The sequence below is a fragment of the Nocardia harenae NBRC 108248 genome (assembly GCF_001612885.1).
In the GTDB taxonomy this organism is placed as follows: domain Bacteria; phylum Actinomycetota; class Actinomycetes; order Mycobacteriales; family Mycobacteriaceae; genus Nocardia; species Nocardia harenae.
Map to the genome: position 1 here is coordinate 454,600 of NZ_BDBH01000001.1, position 19,764 is coordinate 474,363.

General features: G+C 71.5%; 12 protein-coding genes and 1 tRNA gene. 7 read left to right on the forward strand and 6 right to left on the reverse strand.

The features are described from left to right. Window positions 1–80: 80 nt before the first annotated feature. Together NH2_RS01685 and NH2_RS01690 are read right to left on the reverse strand one after the other, a co-directional pair. A complete protein-coding gene (locus NH2_RS01685) occupies window positions 81–7,499 on the reverse strand; it encodes a non-ribosomal peptide synthetase (RefSeq protein ID WP_067646997.1) in 7,419 nt (2,472 codons plus the stop codon). A gap of 584 nt (window positions 7,500–8,083) precedes the next feature. After that, window positions 8,084–8,917 carry a M23 family metallopeptidase gene (locus NH2_RS01690; RefSeq protein WP_067646999.1) on the reverse strand — a complete coding sequence of 278 codons (834 nt, stop codon included), beginning with the start codon at window positions 8,915–8,917 and terminating at the stop codon, window positions 8,084–8,086. 216 nt (window positions 8,918–9,133) lie between these two features. Here NH2_RS01690 and NH2_RS01695 point away from each other — a divergent pair, with 216 nt between their 5' ends. Both NH2_RS01695 and NH2_RS01700 read left to right on the forward strand, forming a co-directional pair. Then, window positions 9,134–10,180 carry a nitronate monooxygenase gene (locus NH2_RS01695; protein ID WP_218021649.1) on the forward strand — a complete coding sequence of 349 codons (1,047 nt, stop codon included), beginning with the start codon at window positions 9,134–9,136 and terminating at the stop codon, window positions 10,178–10,180. A gap of 60 nt (window positions 10,181–10,240) precedes the next feature. Beyond that, entirely contained in the window at window positions 10,241–10,786 is a 546-nt protein-coding gene (locus NH2_RS01700) for a hypothetical protein (RefSeq protein ID WP_067647002.1), read from the forward strand. A 4-nt stretch (window positions 10,787–10,790) separates the two neighbouring features. Here the strand turns inward: NH2_RS01700 and NH2_RS01705 are convergent, their stop codons facing one another. Next, window positions 10,791–12,428 carry a long-chain fatty acid--CoA ligase gene (locus tag NH2_RS01705; RefSeq protein WP_067647005.1) on the reverse strand — a complete coding sequence of 546 codons (1,638 nt, stop codon included), beginning with the start codon at window positions 12,426–12,428 and terminating at the stop codon, window positions 10,791–10,793. Between the two features lie 486 nt (window positions 12,429–12,914). Here NH2_RS01705 and NH2_RS01710 point away from each other — a divergent pair, with 486 nt between their 5' ends. The 3 genes from NH2_RS01710 (at window position 12,915) to NH2_RS01720 (ending at window position 15,910) form a co-directional block, all read left to right on the forward strand. Then, window positions 12,915–14,378 carry a flavin-containing monooxygenase gene (locus NH2_RS01710; RefSeq protein ID WP_067647008.1) on the forward strand — a complete coding sequence of 488 codons (1,464 nt, stop codon included), beginning with the start codon at window positions 12,915–12,917 and terminating at the stop codon, window positions 14,376–14,378. 71 nt (window positions 14,379–14,449) lie between these two features. Next, a complete protein-coding gene (locus NH2_RS01715; protein ID WP_067647010.1) occupies window positions 14,450–15,760 on the forward strand; it encodes a hypothetical protein in 1,311 nt (436 codons plus the stop codon). Between the two features lie 77 nt (window positions 15,761–15,837). Continuing rightward, window positions 15,838–15,910: transfer RNA gene (locus NH2_RS01720), tRNA-Arg, on the forward strand. A 16-nt stretch (window positions 15,911–15,926) separates the two neighbouring features. Here NH2_RS01720 and NH2_RS01725 read toward each other — a convergent pair. From NH2_RS01725 to NH2_RS01735, 3 genes are all read right to left on the reverse strand, one after another. Continuing rightward, on the reverse strand, window positions 15,927–16,202 hold the full coding sequence (locus NH2_RS01725) for a tyrosine-type recombinase/integrase (protein WP_067647013.1): 276 nt from the start codon (window positions 16,200–16,202) through the stop codon (window positions 15,927–15,929). Between the two features lie 135 nt (window positions 16,203–16,337). After that, a complete protein-coding gene (locus tag NH2_RS01730) occupies window positions 16,338–16,703 on the reverse strand; it encodes a hypothetical protein (RefSeq protein ID WP_067647016.1) in 366 nt (121 codons plus the stop codon). 3 nt (window positions 16,704–16,706) lie between these two features. Then, entirely contained in the window at window positions 16,707–17,279 is a 573-nt protein-coding gene (locus NH2_RS01735; RefSeq protein ID WP_157103558.1) for a hypothetical protein, read from the reverse strand. A gap of 469 nt (window positions 17,280–17,748) precedes the next feature. Between NH2_RS01735 and NH2_RS01745 the strand changes: the two genes are divergently transcribed. Next, window positions 17,749–19,086: an NsdA family TPR-like regulatory protein gene (locus NH2_RS01745; protein WP_501193500.1), complete on the forward strand. Its 1,338-nt coding sequence runs from the start codon at window positions 17,749–17,751 to the stop codon at window positions 19,084–19,086. Then, complete coding sequence (locus NH2_RS01750; protein WP_067647026.1) at window positions 19,083–19,709, forward strand: 2'-5' RNA ligase family protein; 627 nt, start codon at window positions 19,083–19,085, stop codon at window positions 19,707–19,709. Before NH2_RS01745 ends, NH2_RS01750 begins: the two co-directional genes overlap by 4 nt. Window positions 19,710–19,764: the final 55 nt, after the last annotated feature.

The window sequence follows — 19,764 nt, forward strand, 5'->3', positions numbered from 1 at the left end:
CGTGCGCGGGCCCCTCGTCCGGGTCGGGCGGGTACGGGCCGGGCGGGTCATCGGAGCACCGGGGACATGGGGAAACTCACTTACTCGACGGCGCCGGCGCCACCGGCGAGATCATGCATGCCGAGCACCGCGGGAACATCGGCCCAGCGCCCGGGGTCGGAGACCGAACCCTCGTCGAGGACGACGGCCTGCAGGTCGGCGAGCGGGGCACTGTCGATCCGGTCGAAACCGGCGCGGTCGGTGAGCAGGTGCGTCACCCACTCGTCGGCCAGCGCCGCCGCCGGGTCGGCCCCGAGGCCGTGCTCCGGTACCACCAGCGCGGCGCCGGCCAGCCCGGCCGCCGCCACCTCGACCAGCGCGGCGAACGCCTCCGGGCGCCCGTGCTGGAAGGTCCGCGATTCGAAGGTCAGCTCGGTGCGCGCGCGCAGCCGGTCCACGATGGCGGCCAGCCCGTCGTAACTCACCGACCTGGTTCCCCCGTTGGTGTCGGCCGCCGCCGTCGGCACCGGCCCGAGGAAGACCGGGTCGCCGCCGCGCAGCGCCCTGGTCCGGATGGCGTAGGTGACCGGCCGCGCCGACTCGCTGCCGAGCTCGGCGCGCACCGCCGGGTCGTCCAGCGCGATCCACTCCAGGGTCTCCCCCGACCCCGGCGCCGCGCCGTGCACCAGCCCCACCTTGATGTCCGCGCCGGGCGGGAGCACCGCCTCGCCGGTGCCGACCGGCACCACCGCGGCGCCCGCCTTGAGCACCGCCCAGAGCGCGACCGCCTGCTCCACCCCGCGCTCCAGCCGCACCGCGACCCCGACGCCGGGCCCGCAGCCGCGCCCGATCAGCACCCGGGCCAGCTGCGACGACCTGGCGTCCAGCTCCTGGTAGGTGACGGCGTCCTCGCCGGAGACCACCGCGGGCCCCTCCGGGTCGTCCTCCACCGCCAGCGACAGCGCCTGGGTGAGCGCGGTCCCCCTGGTGCTCGCGGCCACCGTCGCCGGCTCCGGCGCGGCCAGCGCGCGGTCCCGCTCGGCCTCGTCCAGGATGTCGATATCGCCGACCACCACCTGCGAATCGGCGGCGACCGCCCGGCACACCCGCGCCAGCCTGCGGCCGAATCCGGCCACGGTGCCCTCGTCGAAGAGATCGGTGGCGTAGGTGAACTGGGCGACCAGCTCGCCGGGGGCGCCGTCCGCGCTGTGCGTCGGCGAGACGCTCAGCTGCAGGTCGAACTTGGCCTGCGCGGCCCCGGCATCCAGCGCCGAGACCTGCAGGCCGGGCAGGTCGAGGGTGGCCTGCTCGGTGTTCTGGAAAGCGAGCACCACCTGGAAGAGCGGGTGGAAGGCGGCGCTGCGGCCGGGCAGCAGCACCTCCACGATCCGCTCGAAGGGCAGGTCGGCATGGGCGAAGGCGGCCAGGTCGACCTCGCGCGCCTGCTCCAGCAGCGCGTCGAAGGTGCTGCCCGCGTCCACCGCGGTGCGCAGCGTGAGGGTATTGACGAACATGCCGACCAGGTCGTCCAGGGCGCGCTCGCCGCGGCCCTCGATCGGGGTGCCGATCGCGATGTCGCGGTTGCCGGAGAGCCGGGCGAGCAGCACCGCGAGCGCCGCGTGCACCACCATGAAGAGCGAGGCGTTGTGCTCGCGCGCGATCCGGGCCAGCCCGGCGTGCACCTCGGCGGGGAGCGTGAAGGTGCTCGCCGCGCCGCGCATGGAGGGTAGCGCCGGGCGCGGCCGGTCCTGCGGCAGCTCCAGCGCGCCGGTGAGCCCGGCCAGGTGCTCCTTCCAGTAGCCGAGCTGTTGCGCGGCGACGCTGGCCGGGTCGTCGTCGGTGCCGACCACCGCGCGCTGCCAGAGCGCGTAATCGGCGTACTGCACCGGCAGCGGCGCCCAGTTCGGCGCATCGCCCGCGATCCGGGCCAGGTACGCCGTCATCAGGTCGCGGGCGAGCGGCGCCAGCGAGGCGCCGTCGCCGGAGATGTGGTGCACCACCACGACCAGCAGGTACTCGCGTGGCGCGTCGCCCTCCAGCAGCGCGATCCGGACCGGCGGCGCCGCGGTGACGTCGAACCCGGCCGACATCAGCTCGATCACCCGGCCCATGAGGTCGCCGGGCTGCTCCACCGGCAGCCCGCCGGGCAGCGCCGCCGCGGGCGCGAGGATCTCCTGCACCGGCTGCTGCTCCGGGCCGGTCACCGGGAACCGGGTGCGCAGCGATTCGTGCCGCTCCAGCACGTCGAAGACCGAGCGCTCCAGCGCGGGCAGGTCGAGCGAGCCGGTGAGCCGCAGCGCGAACGGGATGTTGTAGACGCCGGACTCCGGGTCGAAGCGGTTCAGCACCCACATGCGCTGCTGCGCGGGCGAGAGCGGAATCCGCTCCGGGCGCGGAGCCGCCACCAGCGCGGGGCGCCCGCCGGTGCGCGAGCCGGGCACGATCCGCCCGGCCAGCGCCGCCACCGTCGGCGCCTCGAAGAGGGTGCGCACCGAGAGGTCGGTGTGCAGCGCCTCGTTCACCCGCGCCACCACCCTGGTGGCGAGCAGCGAGTTGCCGCCGAGCGCGAAGAAGTCGTCGTCCAGCCCGACCTCGCGGCCGCCGCCGAGCAGGCTCGCGAAGACATCGGCCACGGTCTGCTCGATCGGGGTGCGCGGGGCGCGGAACCCGGTGGCGCCGACGAAGACCGGCGCGGGCAGTGCCCTGCGGTCCAGCTTGCCGCTGGCATTCAGCGGGAACTCGTCGAGCACCACCACCGCCGCGGGCACCATGTACCCCGGCAGCAGCGCGCCGAGCGCGGTGCGCACGGCCTCCGGCTCCACGGGCGAGCCCGCCGCGGGCACCACGTACCCGATGAGCGCCTCGCCCGCCGGGGTGTCCGCGCGCAGCACCACCACCGCGCGGTCGACGCCGGGCTGCTCCAGCAGCGCCGCCTCGATCTCGCCCAGCTCGATGCGCAGGCCGCGCAGCTTCACCTGGAAGTCGGTGCGGCCCAGGTACTCCACCTCGCCCGCGGCGCTCCAGCGCACCAGGTCGCCGGTGCGGTACATGCGGCTGCCGTCGGCGCCGAACGGGTTCGCGACGAAGCGGTCCGCGGTGAGGTCGGAGCGGCCGAGGTACCCCAGCGCCAGCTGCCCGCCGGCCAGGTACAGCTCCCCCGGCACGCCGGGCGGCACCGGCCGCAGCCGGGAATCGAGCACGTAGAGCGCGGTGTTCCAGACCGGGCGGCCGATCGGCACGCTGACCGTGTCGGCCGGGACGACCTCGTGATAGGTGACGTCGACCGCCGCCTCGGTCGGCCCGTACAGGTTGTGCAGCCTGGCCCCGGTCAGCTCGCGCAGCCTGGCCGCGGTCGGCGCGGGCAGCGCCTCGCCGGAGGCGAAGACCTGACGCAGCCCCGAGTGCCTGCCCGACGCGCCCGCCGCCTCGTCCAGCGTGGCCACGAAGACCGCGAGCATGGATGGCACGAAGTGCGCGGTGGTAATGCCCTGCGTGGCAATGGTCTCCGCCAGGTACACCGGATCGCGGTGGCCGTCCGGGGTGGCGACCACCAGCCGGGCGCCCGCCTGCAGCGGCCAGAAGAACTCCCACACCGAGACGTCGAAGGTGGCCGGGGTCTTCTGCAGCACCGCGTCGTCGGCGGTGAGCGGGTACTCGTCCTGCATCCAGAGCAGCCGGTTCACGATGGCGCGGTGGCTCACCGCGACACCCTTCGGCTTGCCGGTCGAGCCGGAGGTGAAGATGACGTAGGCGATCGAGCCGGCGCGGACGGGGCCGCCGCGCTCCGGCTCGGTGAGCGGGGTGTCGGCGGTGCCGGTGAGGTCCAGCGCGTCCAGCACGGTGACCGGCGCCGCGGCGGTGTGGAACTCGTCGCGCGCGGTGGTGAGCACCATGGCGGGGCGGGCGGTCTCCAGCACGTAGCCGATGCGGTCGGCGGGCTGATCCGGGTCGAGCGGGACGTACCCGGCACCGGCCTCCAGCACCGCGTACATGGCGACCACCAGCTCCACCGAGCGCCGGATGGCCAGCGCCACCAGCGAATCCGGCTCCACGCCCTCGGCGGTGAGCACCCGGGCCAGCCGGTGCACCCGCGCGGCGAACTGCGCGTAGGTGAGCTGCTCGCCGTCCGCGCCGACCAGCGCGACGGCGTCCGGGGTGGCGGCGGCGCTGGCCTGGAAGAGCGAGACCAGCGTCTCGTCGGGGGGCAGCTCGCGCCCGGTGTCGTTCCAGCCGGTGAGCACCGCCCTGCGCTCGTCGGCGTCGAGCAGCTCGATGGCCCCGACCTGGACCCGCGGGTCGGCCGCGACGGCGGCGAGCACCCGCTGGAAGCGCTCGGCCACCCGCTGGATCGTGCCCTCGTCGAAGAGGTCGGTGGCGTAGGTGATCTCGGCCGCGATGCCGTGCGCGGTGCCCTTCCGGTCGAGGTGCTCGGCGAGCGAGAACTGGAGGTCGAACTTGGCCAGCGGCACCGCCAGGTCCAGCCCGCCGACGGTCAGCTCGGGCAGCTCCAGCTCGGTGCGGGCCAGGTTCTGGAAGGTCAGCATGACCTGGAAGAGCGGGTGCCGCGCGGGCGAGCGCACCGGGTCGAGCAGCTCCACCAGCCGCTCGAAGGGCACGTCGGCGTGGCCGAAGGCGGCCACGTCCCTGGCCCGCACCTCGGCGAGCAACTCGGCGAAGGGCACCGCGGGGTCGATCTCGGTGCGCAGCACCAGGGTATTGACGAACATGCCGATGACGTCGTCCAGCGCGGCGTCACCGCGGCCCGCGGTCGGCGTGCCCACGGCGACGTCGGCGGTGCCGGAGAGCCTGCCGAGCAGCACCGCGAGCGCGGCGTGCACCACCATGAAGAGCGTGGCATTGCTCCGGTGCGCCAGCGCGCTGAGCCCGGCGTGCGTGTGCGCGTCCACCTCGAAGCGCAGCACCGCGCCGCGGTTCGACGCGGCGGGCGGGCGCGGGCGGTCGGCGGGCAGCTCCAGCTGCTCCGGCAGCCCGGCCAGCGTCTCCCGCCAGAACGAGATCTGCTGGGCGAGCAGCGAATCCGGCTGTTCCTCGGCGCCGAGCACCCGGCGCTGCCAGAGCGCGAAATCGGCGTACTGCACGGTAAGCGGCGCCCAGTCCGGCGTGTCGCGGTCCCGGCGGCGCACGTAGGCGGTCATCAGGTCGCGGGTCAGCGGGCCCATGGAGAAGCCGTCGCCCGCGATGTGGTGCACCACGCAGACCAGCACGTGCTCGGTCTCGCTCAGCTGCAGCAGCCGCAGCCGCAGCGGCGGCGCCTCGGTGACGTCGAAGCCGCCGGTCACCGTGGCCACCACCAGCCCCGGCAGCGCCGACTCGGCGGCAGGCTCCGGCTCGAAGAGCGGCACGGCGCGCGGGTCGTGCACCGGAAGCACCAGCTGGTACCCCTCGCCGTCCACCTCCGGGTAGACCGTGCGCAGCACCTCGTGCCTGGTCACCAGGTCGGTGACCGCGGTGCGCAGCGCGGCGACGTCGAGCGCGCCGGAGAGCCGCACCGCCACCGGGATATTGTTCACCGCCGACTCCGGGTCGAAGCGGTTCAGGAACCACATGCGCTGCTGCGCGTAGGAGAGCGGCACCCGGTCCGGGCGCTCGCCCGCCGTCAGCTCCTCGCCGACCGCCGAGCCCGCGTGGTGCTCGACCCGCTCGGCCAGCGCCGCCACCGTCGTCGCCTCGAAGAGCAGCTGCACCGGCACCCGCGCCCCGAGCGCGGTGCCGATCCTGGCCGCGGCCTGCGCGGCGAGCAGCGAGTTGCCGCCGAGCTCGAAGAAGTCGTCGTCCGCGCCGACCCGGCCCTCGTCCGGCGCGCCCGGCAGCAGCAGCGCCTCGAAGACCTCGGCCACGATCTCCTCGACCGGGGTGGACGGCGCGCGGAACTCCCGCGCCGCGAAGACCGGCTCGGGCAGCGCGGCCCGGTCCAGCTTGCCGACCGGGGTCAGCGGAATGCTCTCGAGCGCCATGATGGCCGCCGGGATCATGTAGCCGGGCAGCGACTGCGCGAGGTGCGCGTCCAGCGCCGGCACGTCGACCTCGGCCCCCGCGCGCGGCAGCACGTAGGAGACCAGCGCCGTCGCGCCGGAGGGCAGCGTGCGGCCGATGGTGGCGGCGAAGTCGATGTCCGGGTGCGCGGTGAGCGCGTTGTCGATCTCGCCCAGCTCGATCCGGAAGCCGCGCACCTTGACCTGGAAGTCGGAGCGGCCGAGGTACTCGAAGATCCCGCCGTCGGTGCCCTCGGTCTCGGCGCGGCGCACCAGGTCGCCGGTGCGGTAGAGCCGCAGCCCCTGGTTGCCGGAGTCGGCGCCGAACGGGCTGGCCACGAAGCGCTCCGCGGTGAGCCCCGGCCGGTTCAGGTAGCCCTGGGCCAGCGCGGGCCCGGTCAGGTACAGCTCGCCGACCACGCCGGGGGGCACCGGCCGCAGCCGGCTGTCCAGCACGAAGGCGCCGACGCCGGGAATCGAGGCGCCGATGGTCACCGGCTGCGCCGGATCCATCGGCGGGGTGCTGGTGGCCAGGATGGTGGCCTCGGTGGGGCCGTAGCCGTTGTAGAAGGCGCGCTCGGCGCCGGTGTCGGAGTCACCCGAAGGCCGAGCCCAGCGTCCTACCAATTCCGGGCCGAACTTGTCGCCTGCCACCACCACGGTGCGCAGGTCGTCCAGGCCCTCGGAGTCCACCGACTCCAGCGCGCCCGGGGTGATGAGCATGTGCGTGACCCGCTCGCGGCGCAGCAGATCGGCCAGCTCGAAGCCGCCGAAGACCGCGGGCGGCGCGATCACCAGGGTCGCGCCCGCGGTGAAGGCGAGCAGCAGTTCCAGCACCGAGACGTCGAAGTTGGGCGAGCAGACGTGCAGCACCCGGGATTCGCCGGTGACCCCGTAGTGCTCACGCTCCGCCGCGACCAGCCCGTTCAGCCCGGCGTGCGTGACCACGACGCCCTTCGGCTTGCCGGTGGAGCCCGAGGTGTAGATGACGTAGGCCGGGTGCCGCTCGTCCAGCTGACGCACCCGATCGGTGTAGGAGACCGGGTGCTGCGGGCGCGCGGCGATCCGCTCGGCCGTGGCGGGGTCGTCGAGCACCAGCCACTCGACGCCGTCGCCGAGCGCGCCGCGGTGCGCGGCGGTGGTGAGCCCGAGCAGCGCGCCGGAGTCGGCGACGATGTGCCCGATCCGCTCGGCCGGGTAGGCCGGGTCGACGGGAACGTAGGCCGCCCCGGTCTTGGCGATCGACCAGACCGCGAGCACCGAATCGGCGCTGCGGGCGATGCCGACCGCGACCACGTCACCGGGGCCGATGCCGCGCTCGATCAGCTCCCGTGCCAGCCGGGAGGAGGCCTGGTCCAGCTGCTGGTAGGTCAGCTCGCGCTGGTCGGCCGGGTCGCCGGTGGGGTTGAAGCGAATGGCCACCGAGTCGGCGGCGGATTCCACCGCCGCGGTGAGCAGCTGCCCGAACAGCGGGCTCCCCGGACGCCGTCGGCGGTTGCCCCGAGCAGAACGACGGACACCATCCATTCGACTGATCTCACCTCTCGCTTCGAGCCTTGCCACACTTCGACGGGTCCGCCGGGGAGACCGAGGAAAAGGTAGCTCTTCCCGGTCGGCACAGCCCGGCAATCATATAAGCAAGGCATACTGCGCCGATCCGGCTCGGGTGCTGCTCGCGGCGGACCGTTGGTTATCGAGGCCGCGCCCAGGCCCGTTGCCGCGGGTGACCGAGGTCACAAGGGTGTGCGCGGGGTACCACCCGGCGGCACGGTGCCCTGCGGGACCGCGCGGAACTCGCCGGATCGCGTGACGGCGCGGCCGCCCGGCTCGGAAACGAGCCGCGTCCAGGGTACGTGGCGGAGTTCGGTCTCCGCGCCACTTCCGCGGCGGCTGCCGTTTTGGCGCGGCAGCCGGAGTCGTGGCGTTTGCCGCCGGTTCGCGGGCAGGCTCCCGAGCGATCTCGGCGCGAATTGTCACGCCGAGAACCGTGGGCGCTCCGCCCGGCGGCGAACTCGCCGCCCGTGCGGCACCACCCGCCCCGGCGGCGAACCAGCCGCACGCACCCTCGCGCGCAGCGCGGCACCATTCCGCTCGGCCGCGGCCTCGCGCACTCAGTGCGCGGACGGGCCCCAGTGCAGCGGCACGCCCTTGGCGGCCAGGTAGGCGATGGGATCGGTCTTGTTGCCGCCCTGATCCCAGATCTCCAGGTGCAGGTGCGGGCCGGTGGACTGGCCGCGGTTGCCGACGGTGGCGATCACATCGCCCGCGTTCACCCGCTGCCCCTCGTGCACCAGCATCTCGTTGACGTGGCCGTAGACCGCGGTGGTGCCGTCGTCCTGCAGCACCCGGACCCAGAGCCCGAACCCGGACGCGGGCCCGGCCTCGATCACGGTGCCACTGCTGACCGAGTGGATCGGCGCGCCGATGGTGTCGGCGAAGTCGACGCCGTAGTGGAAGGCGCCCCAGCGGGTACCGAAGCCGGAGCTGATCGCCCCGGCCACCGGCCGCACGGCCTGCGCGGGGGCCGCCTGCTGGGTGACGCCCCTGAGCATGTCCTCCACCTGGGCCAGCGGCGCGGCCAGCTCCGGCGGCAGGTTGTTGATACCGAACGGCGCCGCCACCGGCTGCGCGACCGGCGCGGCCTGCGCCACCGGCTCCGGCGCGGGGGAGGGCTGGGCCACCGGCTGCACGGCGGCCGCGAGCTGCTCGGCGAGCGGCGCCTCGGCGATGCTCTTGAACGCGATGGGCTCGGCCGCGGCATTATCGTCGTGCGTGGGCAGCAGCGGCGCGGCGTAGGCGAGCGCGGGGGCGATCTGGCCTGCGGTGCCGATCAGGGCGCCTGCGGCGACCGCGACCCCCGCGGCGTTCTTCACGCGGTCGACCGTGGAGATCTCGGCCCGATGCCGCGTCGGCCTGCCGGTCTCGGCGGCGCCGATGAGGTCCATGACGGTGATCGAATCGGGGCCTACCCGGTGCTGCGACAAAGCTCGTCCTTGCGTTCGAACCGACAGAAAACGGGCGCCCGGCGAAACCTGGTTCGGATAACGTTTCGGCATCCGTCGTGATGGGAACTCTACCCCGTCGTGACCATTCCGCAACCTTCGGATTCCGACCGCGGCGCGAAATCTCCATCCGCGCAGGTCATGGGCGAGGATGGAGCCGTGATCCTCGACCAGATCGGCCTCCCCATCGTGCTCGCTCCGATGGCGGGCGGCCCCTCCACGCCGGAGCTCACCGCCGCCGTGACCGACGCGGGCGGGCTCGGGCTGCTCGCCGCCGGGTACCTGAGCGCCGCGCAGCTCGCGGCCCGCATCGCCGCGGTCGGGGAGCTGACCACCGGGGCCTTCGGGGTCAACCTCTTCGCGCCGGGCCCGCCCGCCGCGCCAGCGGTGTACGCCGACTACCTGGCGGCGCTCGGGGCCCGCTTCGAGGTGGGTGCGGCACGGCACGACACCGACGACTGGGCGGCCAAACTCGATCTGCTCGCCGCCGCGCCGGTGCCGGTGGTGACGGTGACCTTCGGCTGCCCGCAGCCCGCGGAGATCGCGCGGCTGCACGGGGTCGGCACGGAGGTGTGGGTGACCGTCACCTCGGTGGCCGAGGCCGAACACGCCGTCGGCGCCGGGGCCGACGTGCTGGTCGTCCAGGGAGCCGAGGCGGGCGGGCACCGCGCGGTCTTCCGCGACGACCCAGCCGACGATGCCGGCGATCCGCTCTCCCTGCTCGCCCTGCTGCAGCTGGCCGGCGCCGCGGTCGAGGTACCGCTGGTCGCCACCGGCGGGCTCACCACCGGCGCCGGGGTCGCGGGCGCCCTCGCCGCGGGAGCCGCCGCCGCGCAGATCGGCACCGCGTATCTTCGCGCACCGGAGGCGGGGACCAATCCGGTGCACCGCGCGGCGATCGGCGGGTCGACGCCGACCGCGCTCACCCGCGCCTTCACCGGCCGCAGGGCCCGCGGCATCCGCAATGCCTTCATGGATGAGTTCGGCGCCGCCGCCCCGGTCGCCTACCCCGAGATCCACCACGCCACCGCCGCCCTGCGCGCCGCCGCCAGGGCGGCGGGCAACCCCGACGCGGTGAATCTCTGGGCCGGGCAAACCCAGGCACTCGCCCCCGAACTCCCCGCGGGCGACCTCACCCGGCAGCTCGCCGCCGACGCGAAAGCCGCCCTGGAGAGCGCTCTCGCGCAGCGGTTCCAGCCGCACTGACGGTCAGTGCCGTGCTCGACGGCGGCTACCTGCCCGCGCGCGAGCGCGTAGGCTCCGCCCATGAGCGACGCGCTCGCCGACGACATCGACACCCTGCTCTCCCCCTGGGCCGAGACCATGGGCGCGGACCGAACCGCGTACACCCACCACGTCCTCCGGGTACTCGAACTGTGCGACCTCGTCGCCCCGCCCGGCACCCCACGCCCCAGCGAACGCCCCGAGTTCCGGGTCGCCGCCGTCTTCCACGACCTCGGCATCTGGTCGGCGGGCACCTTCGACTACCTGCCGCCCTCCATCGCACTCGCCGAAACCCACCTCCGGGAAACCGATGCGGCACAGCTGATCCCCACCGTCACCGCGATGATCGAGCACCACCACAAACTCCGCCGCGCGGGCCGGGCCGAAGACCCGGTGGAGATCTTCCGCCGCGCCGACGCCATCGATGTGGAGCTCGGCCTGCTCGGCCGCTTCGGCGTCCCGCGCCGCGCCTACCGCGCGCTCACCCGCCGCTACCCGGACGCCGGCTTCCACCGCCGCCTCGTCGCCCTCGCCGGGCAGCGGCTCCGCAGCCATCCCACGTCGCCGCTGCCCATGCTGGAGTGGTGAAGGCTCAGGTCAGCGTGCTGACCACCAGGTCACCGTCGGCGTACTGCGCCCGCAGCCGCTTCTTGTCGAACTTGCCGACGCTGGTCTTCGGCACCTCGGGAATGAACGTCCAGCGCTCCGGCAGCTGCCACTTGGCGAACTTGTCCGCGAGGAAATCGCGCAGCTCCTCCGGCTCGGCCTGCGCGCCGTCGCCGAGCACGATGGCGACCAGCGGGCGCTCGTCCCACTTCTCGTCCGGCACGCCGATCACCGCCGCCTCGGCCACCGCCGGGTGCGCCATGACCGCGTTCTCCAGGTCGACCGACGAGATCCACTCGCCGCCGGACTTGATCACGTCCTTGGCCCGGTCCACCAGCGTCAGGTACCCGTTCGGGCTGATGATGCCGACGTCGCCGGTGCGCAGCCAGCCTTCGTCGAACTTGTCCGGGTCGATCTGGCCGCCGTCCGGGGCGTAGTAGGAGCCGGTGATCCACGGCCCGCGCACCTCGAGCTCGCCGAGCGACTTGCCGTCGTTCGCCACCACCGCGCCCGCGTCGTCCACCAGCCGCGCCTGCACCGCGGCCGGGAAGCGGCCCTGGCTGATCCGGTAGCCCCACTCCTCCTCGGCTGCGACCCGGGCGGGCGGCTGCGCCACGCTGCCGAGCGGGGAGGTCTCGGTCATTCCCCAGGCGTGCACGATCTTCACGCCGTGCCGCTCCTCGAAGGCCTTCATCATGGCGGGCGGCACCGCGGAGCCGCCGACCACCACCGAGCGCAGGTGGCTGATGTCCTGCGGCGCGGCCGCCAGCCCGGCCAGCACCCCGCCCCAGATGGTCGGCACCGCGGCCGCGAAGGTCGGCCGCTGGTCGGCCATCATCTCCAGCAGCGGCCCCGGCTGCAGGAAGCGGTCCGGCATCAGCACATTCGCGCCGGACATGAGCGCCGCGTACGGCAGCCCCCAGGCATTGGCGTGGAAGAGCGGGACGATGGCGAGCACGTAGTCGGCCTCGGCGAAGTTCATGCTGGCCGGGCTCAGCACCTGCATGGCGTGCAGCCAGTTCGAGCGGTGCGAGTAGACGACGCCCTTGGGGTCGCCGGTGGTGCCCGAGGTGTAACACATGGCGGCGGCGGAGCGCTCGTCGATCACCGGGAAGTCGTAGGTATCCGGCTGGGCCGCGAGCAGCTCGGTGTAGGAGTGCACCTGCACGCCCGCGGGCGCCTCCAGCGCGGCGGCGTCGCCATTGGCCACGATGACGTGCCGCACCGTCGTCAGGTTCGGCAGGTACTGGGCGAACATCGGCAGCAGCGTGCCGTCCACGATGACCACCCGGTCCTCGGCGTGGTTGGCCACGTAGACCAGCTGGTCCGGGAAGAGCCGGATATTCAGCGCGTGCAGCACCGCGCCCATGGCGGGCACCGCGATGTAGGCGACCATGTGCTCGTTGTTGTTCCACATGAAGGTGCCGACCCGATCGCCGACATCGATGCCGAGCCCGCGCAGCGCGTTCGCCAGCCGGGCCGACTCGGTGCCGAGCTCGCGGTAGGTCATGGACCGCACCCCGGAGCCGGTCCAGGTGGAGACGGTCGAATCCCCGAGGAAGGTCGACGCGTACCGCAGCAACGTCGCCATCGACAACGGCTCGTCCTGCATGGTGCTCAACATTCGCAAAACTCCCTTCTCGGGGCCCGCGCCCGCCGCTACCAGCGGTTTTCGCGCATGAGCCAGATCACACCGGCGATGCTACCGAAGGGTAGGCGAGTGGTGGGACAGCCCGGTGGAATCGGACGCCCGTACCGGACCCGAGGGGGGTGGTGAGCCGGACCGGCCGGCGGCGACACCCCCTGCGACGTCGCCGACTGCCGATCCGGCCGGTTGATCCGCTCTCCGTTGTAACCCGGCGGTCACGGTGTCGGCCAGCCGTTCGCCGGAGGGCGACCTGATCGAGACCAACCGGCCGGGAACGAAAATGGACGAAACTCTCTGACCTGCGACTTCTCCTCCGTGAACAGTGCCGAAGCGCATGAACAGATGCACATGCAGAATCTTCACGGGGACTTCATCGCGCAAGACCCTCGATATGGCCGAAAATCTCGATTCACTGTCCGCGGATCTCTTCGGACCAGCGCTTTCGCCCCCTAGGCTGGAGCCATGACTGCGCCGTCGATCATCGTCATCGGGGCCGGGTTCGCCGGCCTCGGTCTCGCCATGGAGCTGCGCCGCGCCGGACTGGAGAACTTCACCATCCTGGAGCGCGCGACCGACCTCGGCGGCGTCTGGCGGGAGAACACCTACCCCGGCGCGGCCTGCGACGTGCCGTCGCCGCTGTACTCGTGGTCCTTCGAGCCGAAATCCGACTGGCCGCGCCGCTTCTCGGAGCAGCGCGACATCCACGACTACATGCGCGGCGTCGCCGAGAAGCACCACTTGGCGCGGCACATCCGCTTCGGCGCCGAGGTGACCGATGCCGAGTACGACGAGCGCACCGCCCGCTGGACCGTCCGCACCGCCGCGGGCGACCGCCTGGAGGCGGATGTCTTGATCCCCGCCGTCGGCCAGCTCTCCCGCCCCGCGCTGCCCGATATCCCCGGCATCGAGACCTTCACCGGCGCCGCCTTCCACTCCGCCGAGTGGGACCACTCCGTCGAGCTCGCGGGCAAGCGGATCGCCTGCATCGGCACCGGAGCCAGTGCCGTGCAGTACATTCCGCGCATCGCCCCCGCGGCCGCGCACCTCACGCTCTTCCAGCGCTCGGCCGCCTGGGTGCTGCCCAAGGGCGATGTCGAGTACAGCGCCGTGCACCACGCCCTCTTCAGGTACCTGCCGCCCACCCGGCTCGCCGAGCGCTTCGCCATCTGGGCCTTCTTCGAATTCCTCGCCCTCGGCCTCACCGACCTCCCCGCCATCAAGCGCCCCGTCGTCGCCATCGCCGACCGGCATCGCAAGACGCAGGTCACCGACCCAGAACTGCTCGCCAAGCTCACCCCCGACTACGCGGCAGGCTGCAAGCGCGGGCTCTTCTCCAACGAGTACTTCCCCGCCCTGGCACGGCCCAATGTCACAGTCGAGACCACCGCCATCACCGAGGTGACGCCCTCCGGCCTGCGCACCGCCGACGGCGCCGAGCACCAGGTCGACGTGATCATCTACGGCACCGGCTTCAAGGGCACCGAGTTCCTGGCGCCCATGACCATCTCCGGCGCGGGCGGCCGCAAACTCGCCGACGAGTGGGGCACCGGGGGCGCGCGGGCCTTCCTCGGCCTCTCCGTCCCGCACTTCCCCAACCTGTTCATGATGTACGGCCCCAATACGAATATCGGGGCGGGCTCGGTGATCTACATGCTCGAATCCCAGGCGCGGTACATCCGCCAGGTGGTCCAGCACCTCGCCGGTCGCCCCGGCACCGCCGTCGCCGCCAAGGTCGAGGCCGAGCGGGACTGGGACGACTACCTCCAGCGGCGCCTGAAGGACACGCCGTGGAACTTCTGCACCAGCTGGTACCGCAATGCCGCCGGGCGGATCACCAACAACTGGCCCGGCGCCACCGCGCTCTACCGCTGGCGCACCCGCCGCTTCAACCCCGACGATTACAGCGAATACACAAAAGCCTCGTAGCTTCGGTTCTGCACCCCTGTAGCAATTCTCCAGTAATCTTGTGCGCACCGGTTCCGACCAGGAGGTGCGCGATGCTGTGGGTGCTGCTCGCTGTGCTGATCGTCGCCGTGCTGGGGTTGTATCTGCTGCGCGAGCGTGGGCTCGGGCGGGCGGATTCCGCGGACGTCGCTCGGGAGTCGGCCACCGACGAGCCGGAGGCCGCCGACACCCGCGGCCGGCACCGAGACCCGGTCGCAGCCGATCCCGGATCGCCCTTCGACGGTTCGGATACCGCCGAGCCCGGCTACGCCCGTCGCGCCACCGCCGCCCCCGCGCTGGAGCCGCTATCCCCGGCCCATCGAACCCTCACCCAGCTCAGCCAGGCCCTCGGCGTCCACACCCCGCGTACCGAAGCCGCCCGCCAGGCACTCGAAGCCGCCGCCGACCGCCGCCGCGTAGCCGGCTTCCTGCTGGCCCGAGCCGACCTCGAGCAAGCCGAACTCACCGCCCGCGAGGGGCTCTTCTACATCCGCGCCGCCCGGATAGCCATGCGCATGGACCCGGGCCAGGAGCTACCCCCGCTCCCCGCCCAAACCGAAGCGGGCGAAGTCCCCGAAACCCGCACCCGCACCTACCGCGGCACCCGGATCACCCTCTCCCCCAGCCCCTCTCCCGCCACCCCGCACCACCACCCCGGCGGCCGAATCGCCGACCGCCTGATCCCCGCGGGGTGGTACTCGGAGCAATGGTGGCGCCCCGCCCTCGCCACCGGCGCCTGGCCCCCCGGCACCGACGCCCTTTTCACCGCCCTCTTCGCCGACGAACCGCCCCGCCCCGGTGCGGGCATCGGCCTGGACCGCAAAGACCCCGCCACCCCCACAGCACCGGCCCTCACATCACCGACCTCCGCCCCATCACCGCCCCCCGCATCTCCAGTCCCCAGCCCCGCACCAGCCCAGGCACCTCCAGTCCCCGGCCTCGCACCAGCCCCGGTACCTCCGGTCCCCGGCCCCGCACCAGCCCCCGCACCTCCGGTGCTCGATCCAACGCCCACCCCGGAGCCTCCGCTCCCCGGCTCGCCCGCCCCGCCTGAAACCGCGGCCACAGGCGACAACCCCACCCCACCGGATTCAGCCGAAGCCCCGAAAGTCCCTATCCCCGAGCAAGATTCCCCCGCGGGCGCCGCCGACCCCACCCGCCGCGACCTCCCCTACGACGACCCCCAATACCGCGCCAACGGCTACGGCATCACCGCCGACCACCCCGCCCCCGGCAACAACGGCGCCGACTACAACGGAGCGACCCGCAACGGCCACCGCCCCCACGGCCCCCGCGGCTACGAAGACCTCGGCGGCTACGAAGGCGGCGCCTACGACCCCGGCGGCCTGGACCCGCCCTACTGACCCACCCACGATGCGGCTCCCCGCACCCCCACCCGGTAGACTGCCGCCTACCCGGACCGCCGAGCGGCCCCGGCCCCGCCCTCGTAGCTCAGGGGATAGAGCACGGCTCTCCTAAAGCCGGTGTCGCAGGTTCGAATCCTGCCGAGGGCACACCCATCACCGCAGGTCAGGCCATCCGTCGATCCGAGCCGCCACCCGCCGGACCCTGCTCGGTACGCAGTGAGTACGCAGCAGCGAAACCCGACCGCGCCGCATCGAGCCATGCCGCCACGTCGTCAAGGTCGTCATCGAACAGGTCGGCGTAGAAGTCGAGCGTGGTACTCGGCTTGCCGTGCCCGAGCATCCGCTGCAATGCCAGCACCGACGCATCCTGCGAGACAGCGAGCGAAGCAGCGTTATGGCGCAGCTCGTGCGGCGTCAGCCCCAGCCCTGCCGCCTTCACCGCACCGTTCCACCAAACCCGCCGCATGTTCCTGACCCGTAGCACCGCACCCCGAGGGGAGCAGCAGCTTGACCGCCGTTTACAGATGCGCCTTGGACTGATCCGGCCCGGTGCATCTCGTGACTCGCGCGCTGTTCAGTACGGCATCCGCCCTGAATCCGGTGTCACCCGCCCGGCCTTGATCAGCGTCCTGAAAGCGGAAGCCTTGCGGGCACACTCATCCAGACGGCAGCCGCGGTGGATCTGCATCTCGCGATGCGCCTCGTCAGCAGTGAGAGGGGTGTCGGGCCCCTCGTGCGTCCAGGAGTGCGGCCAGATATCCGATGCTGCCTCGACGGTCGGTGGTATAGATGCCGCATCGCCGCCGGGCGCCGGGCGGGCCGGGCTCGTGCTGTGCGGATCGCGGCCCAGGCTGGTAGCAAGCATCATGACGCCGACGAGCAGCGAGATCGCGGCGACACCCGCCACGCCGACGAGCAGTAGATTCAGCCATGTCGGCATATCTCACACCCCCGCCGGAATCCGTCGTCCAGCTTCGATCTCAGCCGCCAGCGCGTCGTAGCCGTCACACAGCTCGCTCAGCAGCACCGCTTCGGGCGGATCAAGCTCGTCCGGTTCGCGGGCATCGAGGAGCTCCCACAGTTCGGCCATCCGAGCAGCGACATCGCCGACCGATTCGGTACGGACCACCACGCTGGTCGGGCGGTACGCAGGGATGGACGGTGCCAGCGGCGTGTTGGGATCGCGGTGATGCCGCGCCTCGAGCCGGTCACGCACCGCCTCGTTGATGATCGTGACCAGCATGCTGATGTCCGCGCGGGCGGCTGCCAGGCTCCGGCCCGCTGTGCGGAGTTCATCGAGAGAAGCGGTTTCATCCGTCAGGATTTCTTCGGCGACTCGTTCCTCACGCTGACAGCCCACCAGGTCGAAGGCGGGATCGAGGATGTCGATGCCAGTGACCGGCCGAACTCCCGCGAACGACGCCAGGAACATCTCTGATGAAGGCAACAGTTCAGGGAGAGACCGATCTGGCACCGCGTCGGGTTGAGAGGGATCGTTGTCCGGGGTGAAGGTCATCGCCGATCACCGCGGCTTCGTGGTGCTGGGCACCACCCGTCCGGCCTCTACCAGTCTGGATAGCGCGGCGGCTTTTCGCGGGCACCGATTCGCCCGGCAGGCCACGTGGAACTGCATGATCTGGTGCGCCTGTTCGACGGTGAACGGCGAGACCGGTGTGGCGTGGGCTTCCTGCCGCGTCATAGCGATGAGGTGGTACATGGCAAGCGAATTCGTAGTCACCGGAATACTCCGTGGCAGAACAAGCGAAATTGGCGGAGGTACCCGGCACCGGGGGCGTTTCGCCACCGGCCTGCCACCCTGGCGGGCCAGTGCGCCGGACGGGGGTTCCAGGCGTCAGCCCGGTACCGGGTACCGCCTTCGACTCTGGCCCACAGGGGGTTTGGCCCGGACTGGGTGTTTGTTGGGGTACTGTTGGTCTTTGGTAGGGGTTTGCCCAGGTCAGGACTACAAAATTAGGTAGAGGGCGATGGTACGAGGGCGGGAATGGACCGGCTTTGAAGCAGCCGCATTGCAGGAGGCCATGAGGAAGTCGGTCCGTGACTTCGCGGCCCTGCTCGGCGTGGATACCACCACGATCGCCAACTGGCGCAGCGGACTGAGCATGGTTGTCCCGCGTTCCAACACTCAGGCGATTCTGGATACAGCCTACCAATCGCGGGCATCCGAAGACGACCGGGCCAGGTTCGAGCAAATCGTGGCCGAAGGCGAAGCGGCGTGGCGGGATCGACACCGTGCGCTGGAAAACAATCGCACGGAGCAGCTCGCGCCTGCGGCGGCTTCACCGCTGGACGTCACGCTCGGCGATCCCGACACGCCCGCCCCTCTCGACTTTGGCATCTCCGATGAATTGCTCACCGTGCTCAGTCGTCTCCAAAAGCTGAATCGCACCATCGATCTCGACGTATTTGACCAGCTTTATGACAGCACCTACCGGACTATCGCTCAGTACGAGATTCTCGATCCGGCCATCCTGGTCGCGCCGCTCAGAAATCAACGCGCCTGGCTGGACGAACTGATCGATGACTGTGGGCATCCAGCAACACGGAGTCGACTGTACGAGGTCGCCAGTATGACCTCCGGCCTGCTCGGCTACATCGGAGTTGGCTGTGCTCAGTTCTCGCTGGCGCGGGCTTACTGCCAGGAGTCCTACCTGCTCGGCGACTACGCCCAGGACGACAATCTCGCAGCGTGGGCACGTGGGATGCAAAGCTTCTGCGAATACTATGCGGGTCGCTTCGCCGAGGCACTGCACTACGCGGAGGATGGCCTTGCACGAACTGCGGCCGGACCCCAGGGCGTCCGGTTGGCGATCAATGGCGTTGCCCGTGCCAGCGGCAAACTCGGTGATGTCGATGGCGTGCACCGTGCGGTCGACAGGGCATATGAACTGCTGCCGGGACCTGACACGCCGGTCGGAGTGCCGTCCAGTATCTCGCTGGAGAGCTACAGCCCAGCGCAGATCGCGGGCAACGCCGCCACGGCCTATCTGTCGCTGGCGAAGCCGGACCGGGTCGAGCACTACGCCGGACTGGCTCTGTCGGAGATGAGCGACGAGAACTCTCCGTGGGGCCGTTCCCTGGTGATGATCGACGTGGCGCGGTCGCATGTTCTCAGCGAGGACGCTGACCTGGACGCCGCGGTGGCAGTCATGCACGAAGCGCTGACACCGGCGCGCGGTAACCTCATGCTGCAAGTTCAGCGGCGGGGGTCGGAGTTCGTGCGGGATGCTGCGGCCCGGTGGGGACCGACGCCGGAACTGCGGACGGTAGAGGACGTACTAGCGAGCGGCCACGAGGAGCGATGACGAGTACGACCGACGATGCGCACCTGCACCTGCGTGAAGGGCACACCGGCCCGCTCGGCCACTACTGGTTCCTGACCTTCGGTGACGCGCCGGAACTTCATGCGCTGACAAAGACCTGCCAGCAGGCGATCGATCCGGCCTTCTTCGATGCGACGCCGGCCGACGAACTTCATCTCACGCTTGATCGAATCGCCCACGACGGCGCCAGCACCCCGGAGCAGCGTGCATCGATCGCGGAGGCAGCCCGCCGGGTCTGCGGGGATCAGGGACCGATCACGCTCACGTTCGACCAGATGACCAATCTTCGCGGTGCGGTTGGCTTCGCCGTCTCGCCTGCCGAATCTGTTCGTTCCCTCCGGGACACGCTACGAGCGGCGACACTCTCCGTCTTTCCTGATGCACGGGTGAAAGACTCGTCGTCCCCACCTCACGTCACCATCGCCTACCCGATCTTCGAGGATCTACAGGCGAGAGCAGCGGCAACCGCGGAGACGATGAACACGACGATCGACGGGGTCGATGTCGTGGTATCGGAGGTCATGATGGTGGCGCTGGAGCAGCGCGGACGTTTGTACTCGTGGCGGGTGATACGTCGAGTTCCACTTGTAGCGGACCTAGAGTAAAGCACGCAATCGGCGTGGAATACCAGCGCCAACCATATTGAACAATTCAATAGTC

What these genes read in the sequence shown, in the direction of transcription:
- NH2_RS01685 (WP_067646997.1), bottom strand. Translation starts at nt 7,499, where the DNA reads ATGGATGGTGTCCGTCGTTCTGCTCGGGGCAACCGCCGACGGCGTCCG.
- NH2_RS01690 (WP_067646999.1), bottom strand. Translation starts at nt 8,917, where the DNA reads ATGGACCTCATCGGCGCCGCCGAGACCGGCAGGCCGACGCGGCATCGG.
- NH2_RS01700 (WP_067647002.1), top strand. Translation starts at nt 10,241, where the DNA reads ATGAGCGACGCGCTCGCCGACGACATCGACACCCTGCTCTCCCCCTGG.
- NH2_RS01705 (WP_067647005.1), bottom strand. Translation starts at nt 12,428, where the DNA reads ATGTTGAGCACCATGCAGGACGAGCCGTTGTCGATGGCGACGTTGCTG.
- NH2_RS01710 (WP_067647008.1), top strand. Translation starts at nt 12,915, where the DNA reads ATGACTGCGCCGTCGATCATCGTCATCGGGGCCGGGTTCGCCGGCCTC.
- NH2_RS01715 (WP_067647010.1), top strand. Translation starts at nt 14,450, where the DNA reads ATGCTGTGGGTGCTGCTCGCTGTGCTGATCGTCGCCGTGCTGGGGTTG.
- NH2_RS01730 (WP_067647016.1), bottom strand. Translation starts at nt 16,703, where the DNA reads ATGCCGACATGGCTGAATCTACTGCTCGTCGGCGTGGCGGGTGTCGCC.
- NH2_RS01735 (WP_157103558.1), bottom strand. Translation starts at nt 17,279, where the DNA reads ATGACCTTCACCCCGGACAACGATCCCTCTCAACCCGACGCGGTGCCA.
- NH2_RS01745 (WP_501193500.1), top strand. Translation starts at nt 17,749, where the DNA reads ATGGTACGAGGGCGGGAATGGACCGGCTTTGAAGCAGCCGCATTGCAG.
- NH2_RS01750 (WP_067647026.1), top strand. Translation starts at nt 19,083, where the DNA reads ATGACGAGTACGACCGACGATGCGCACCTGCACCTGCGTGAAGGGCAC.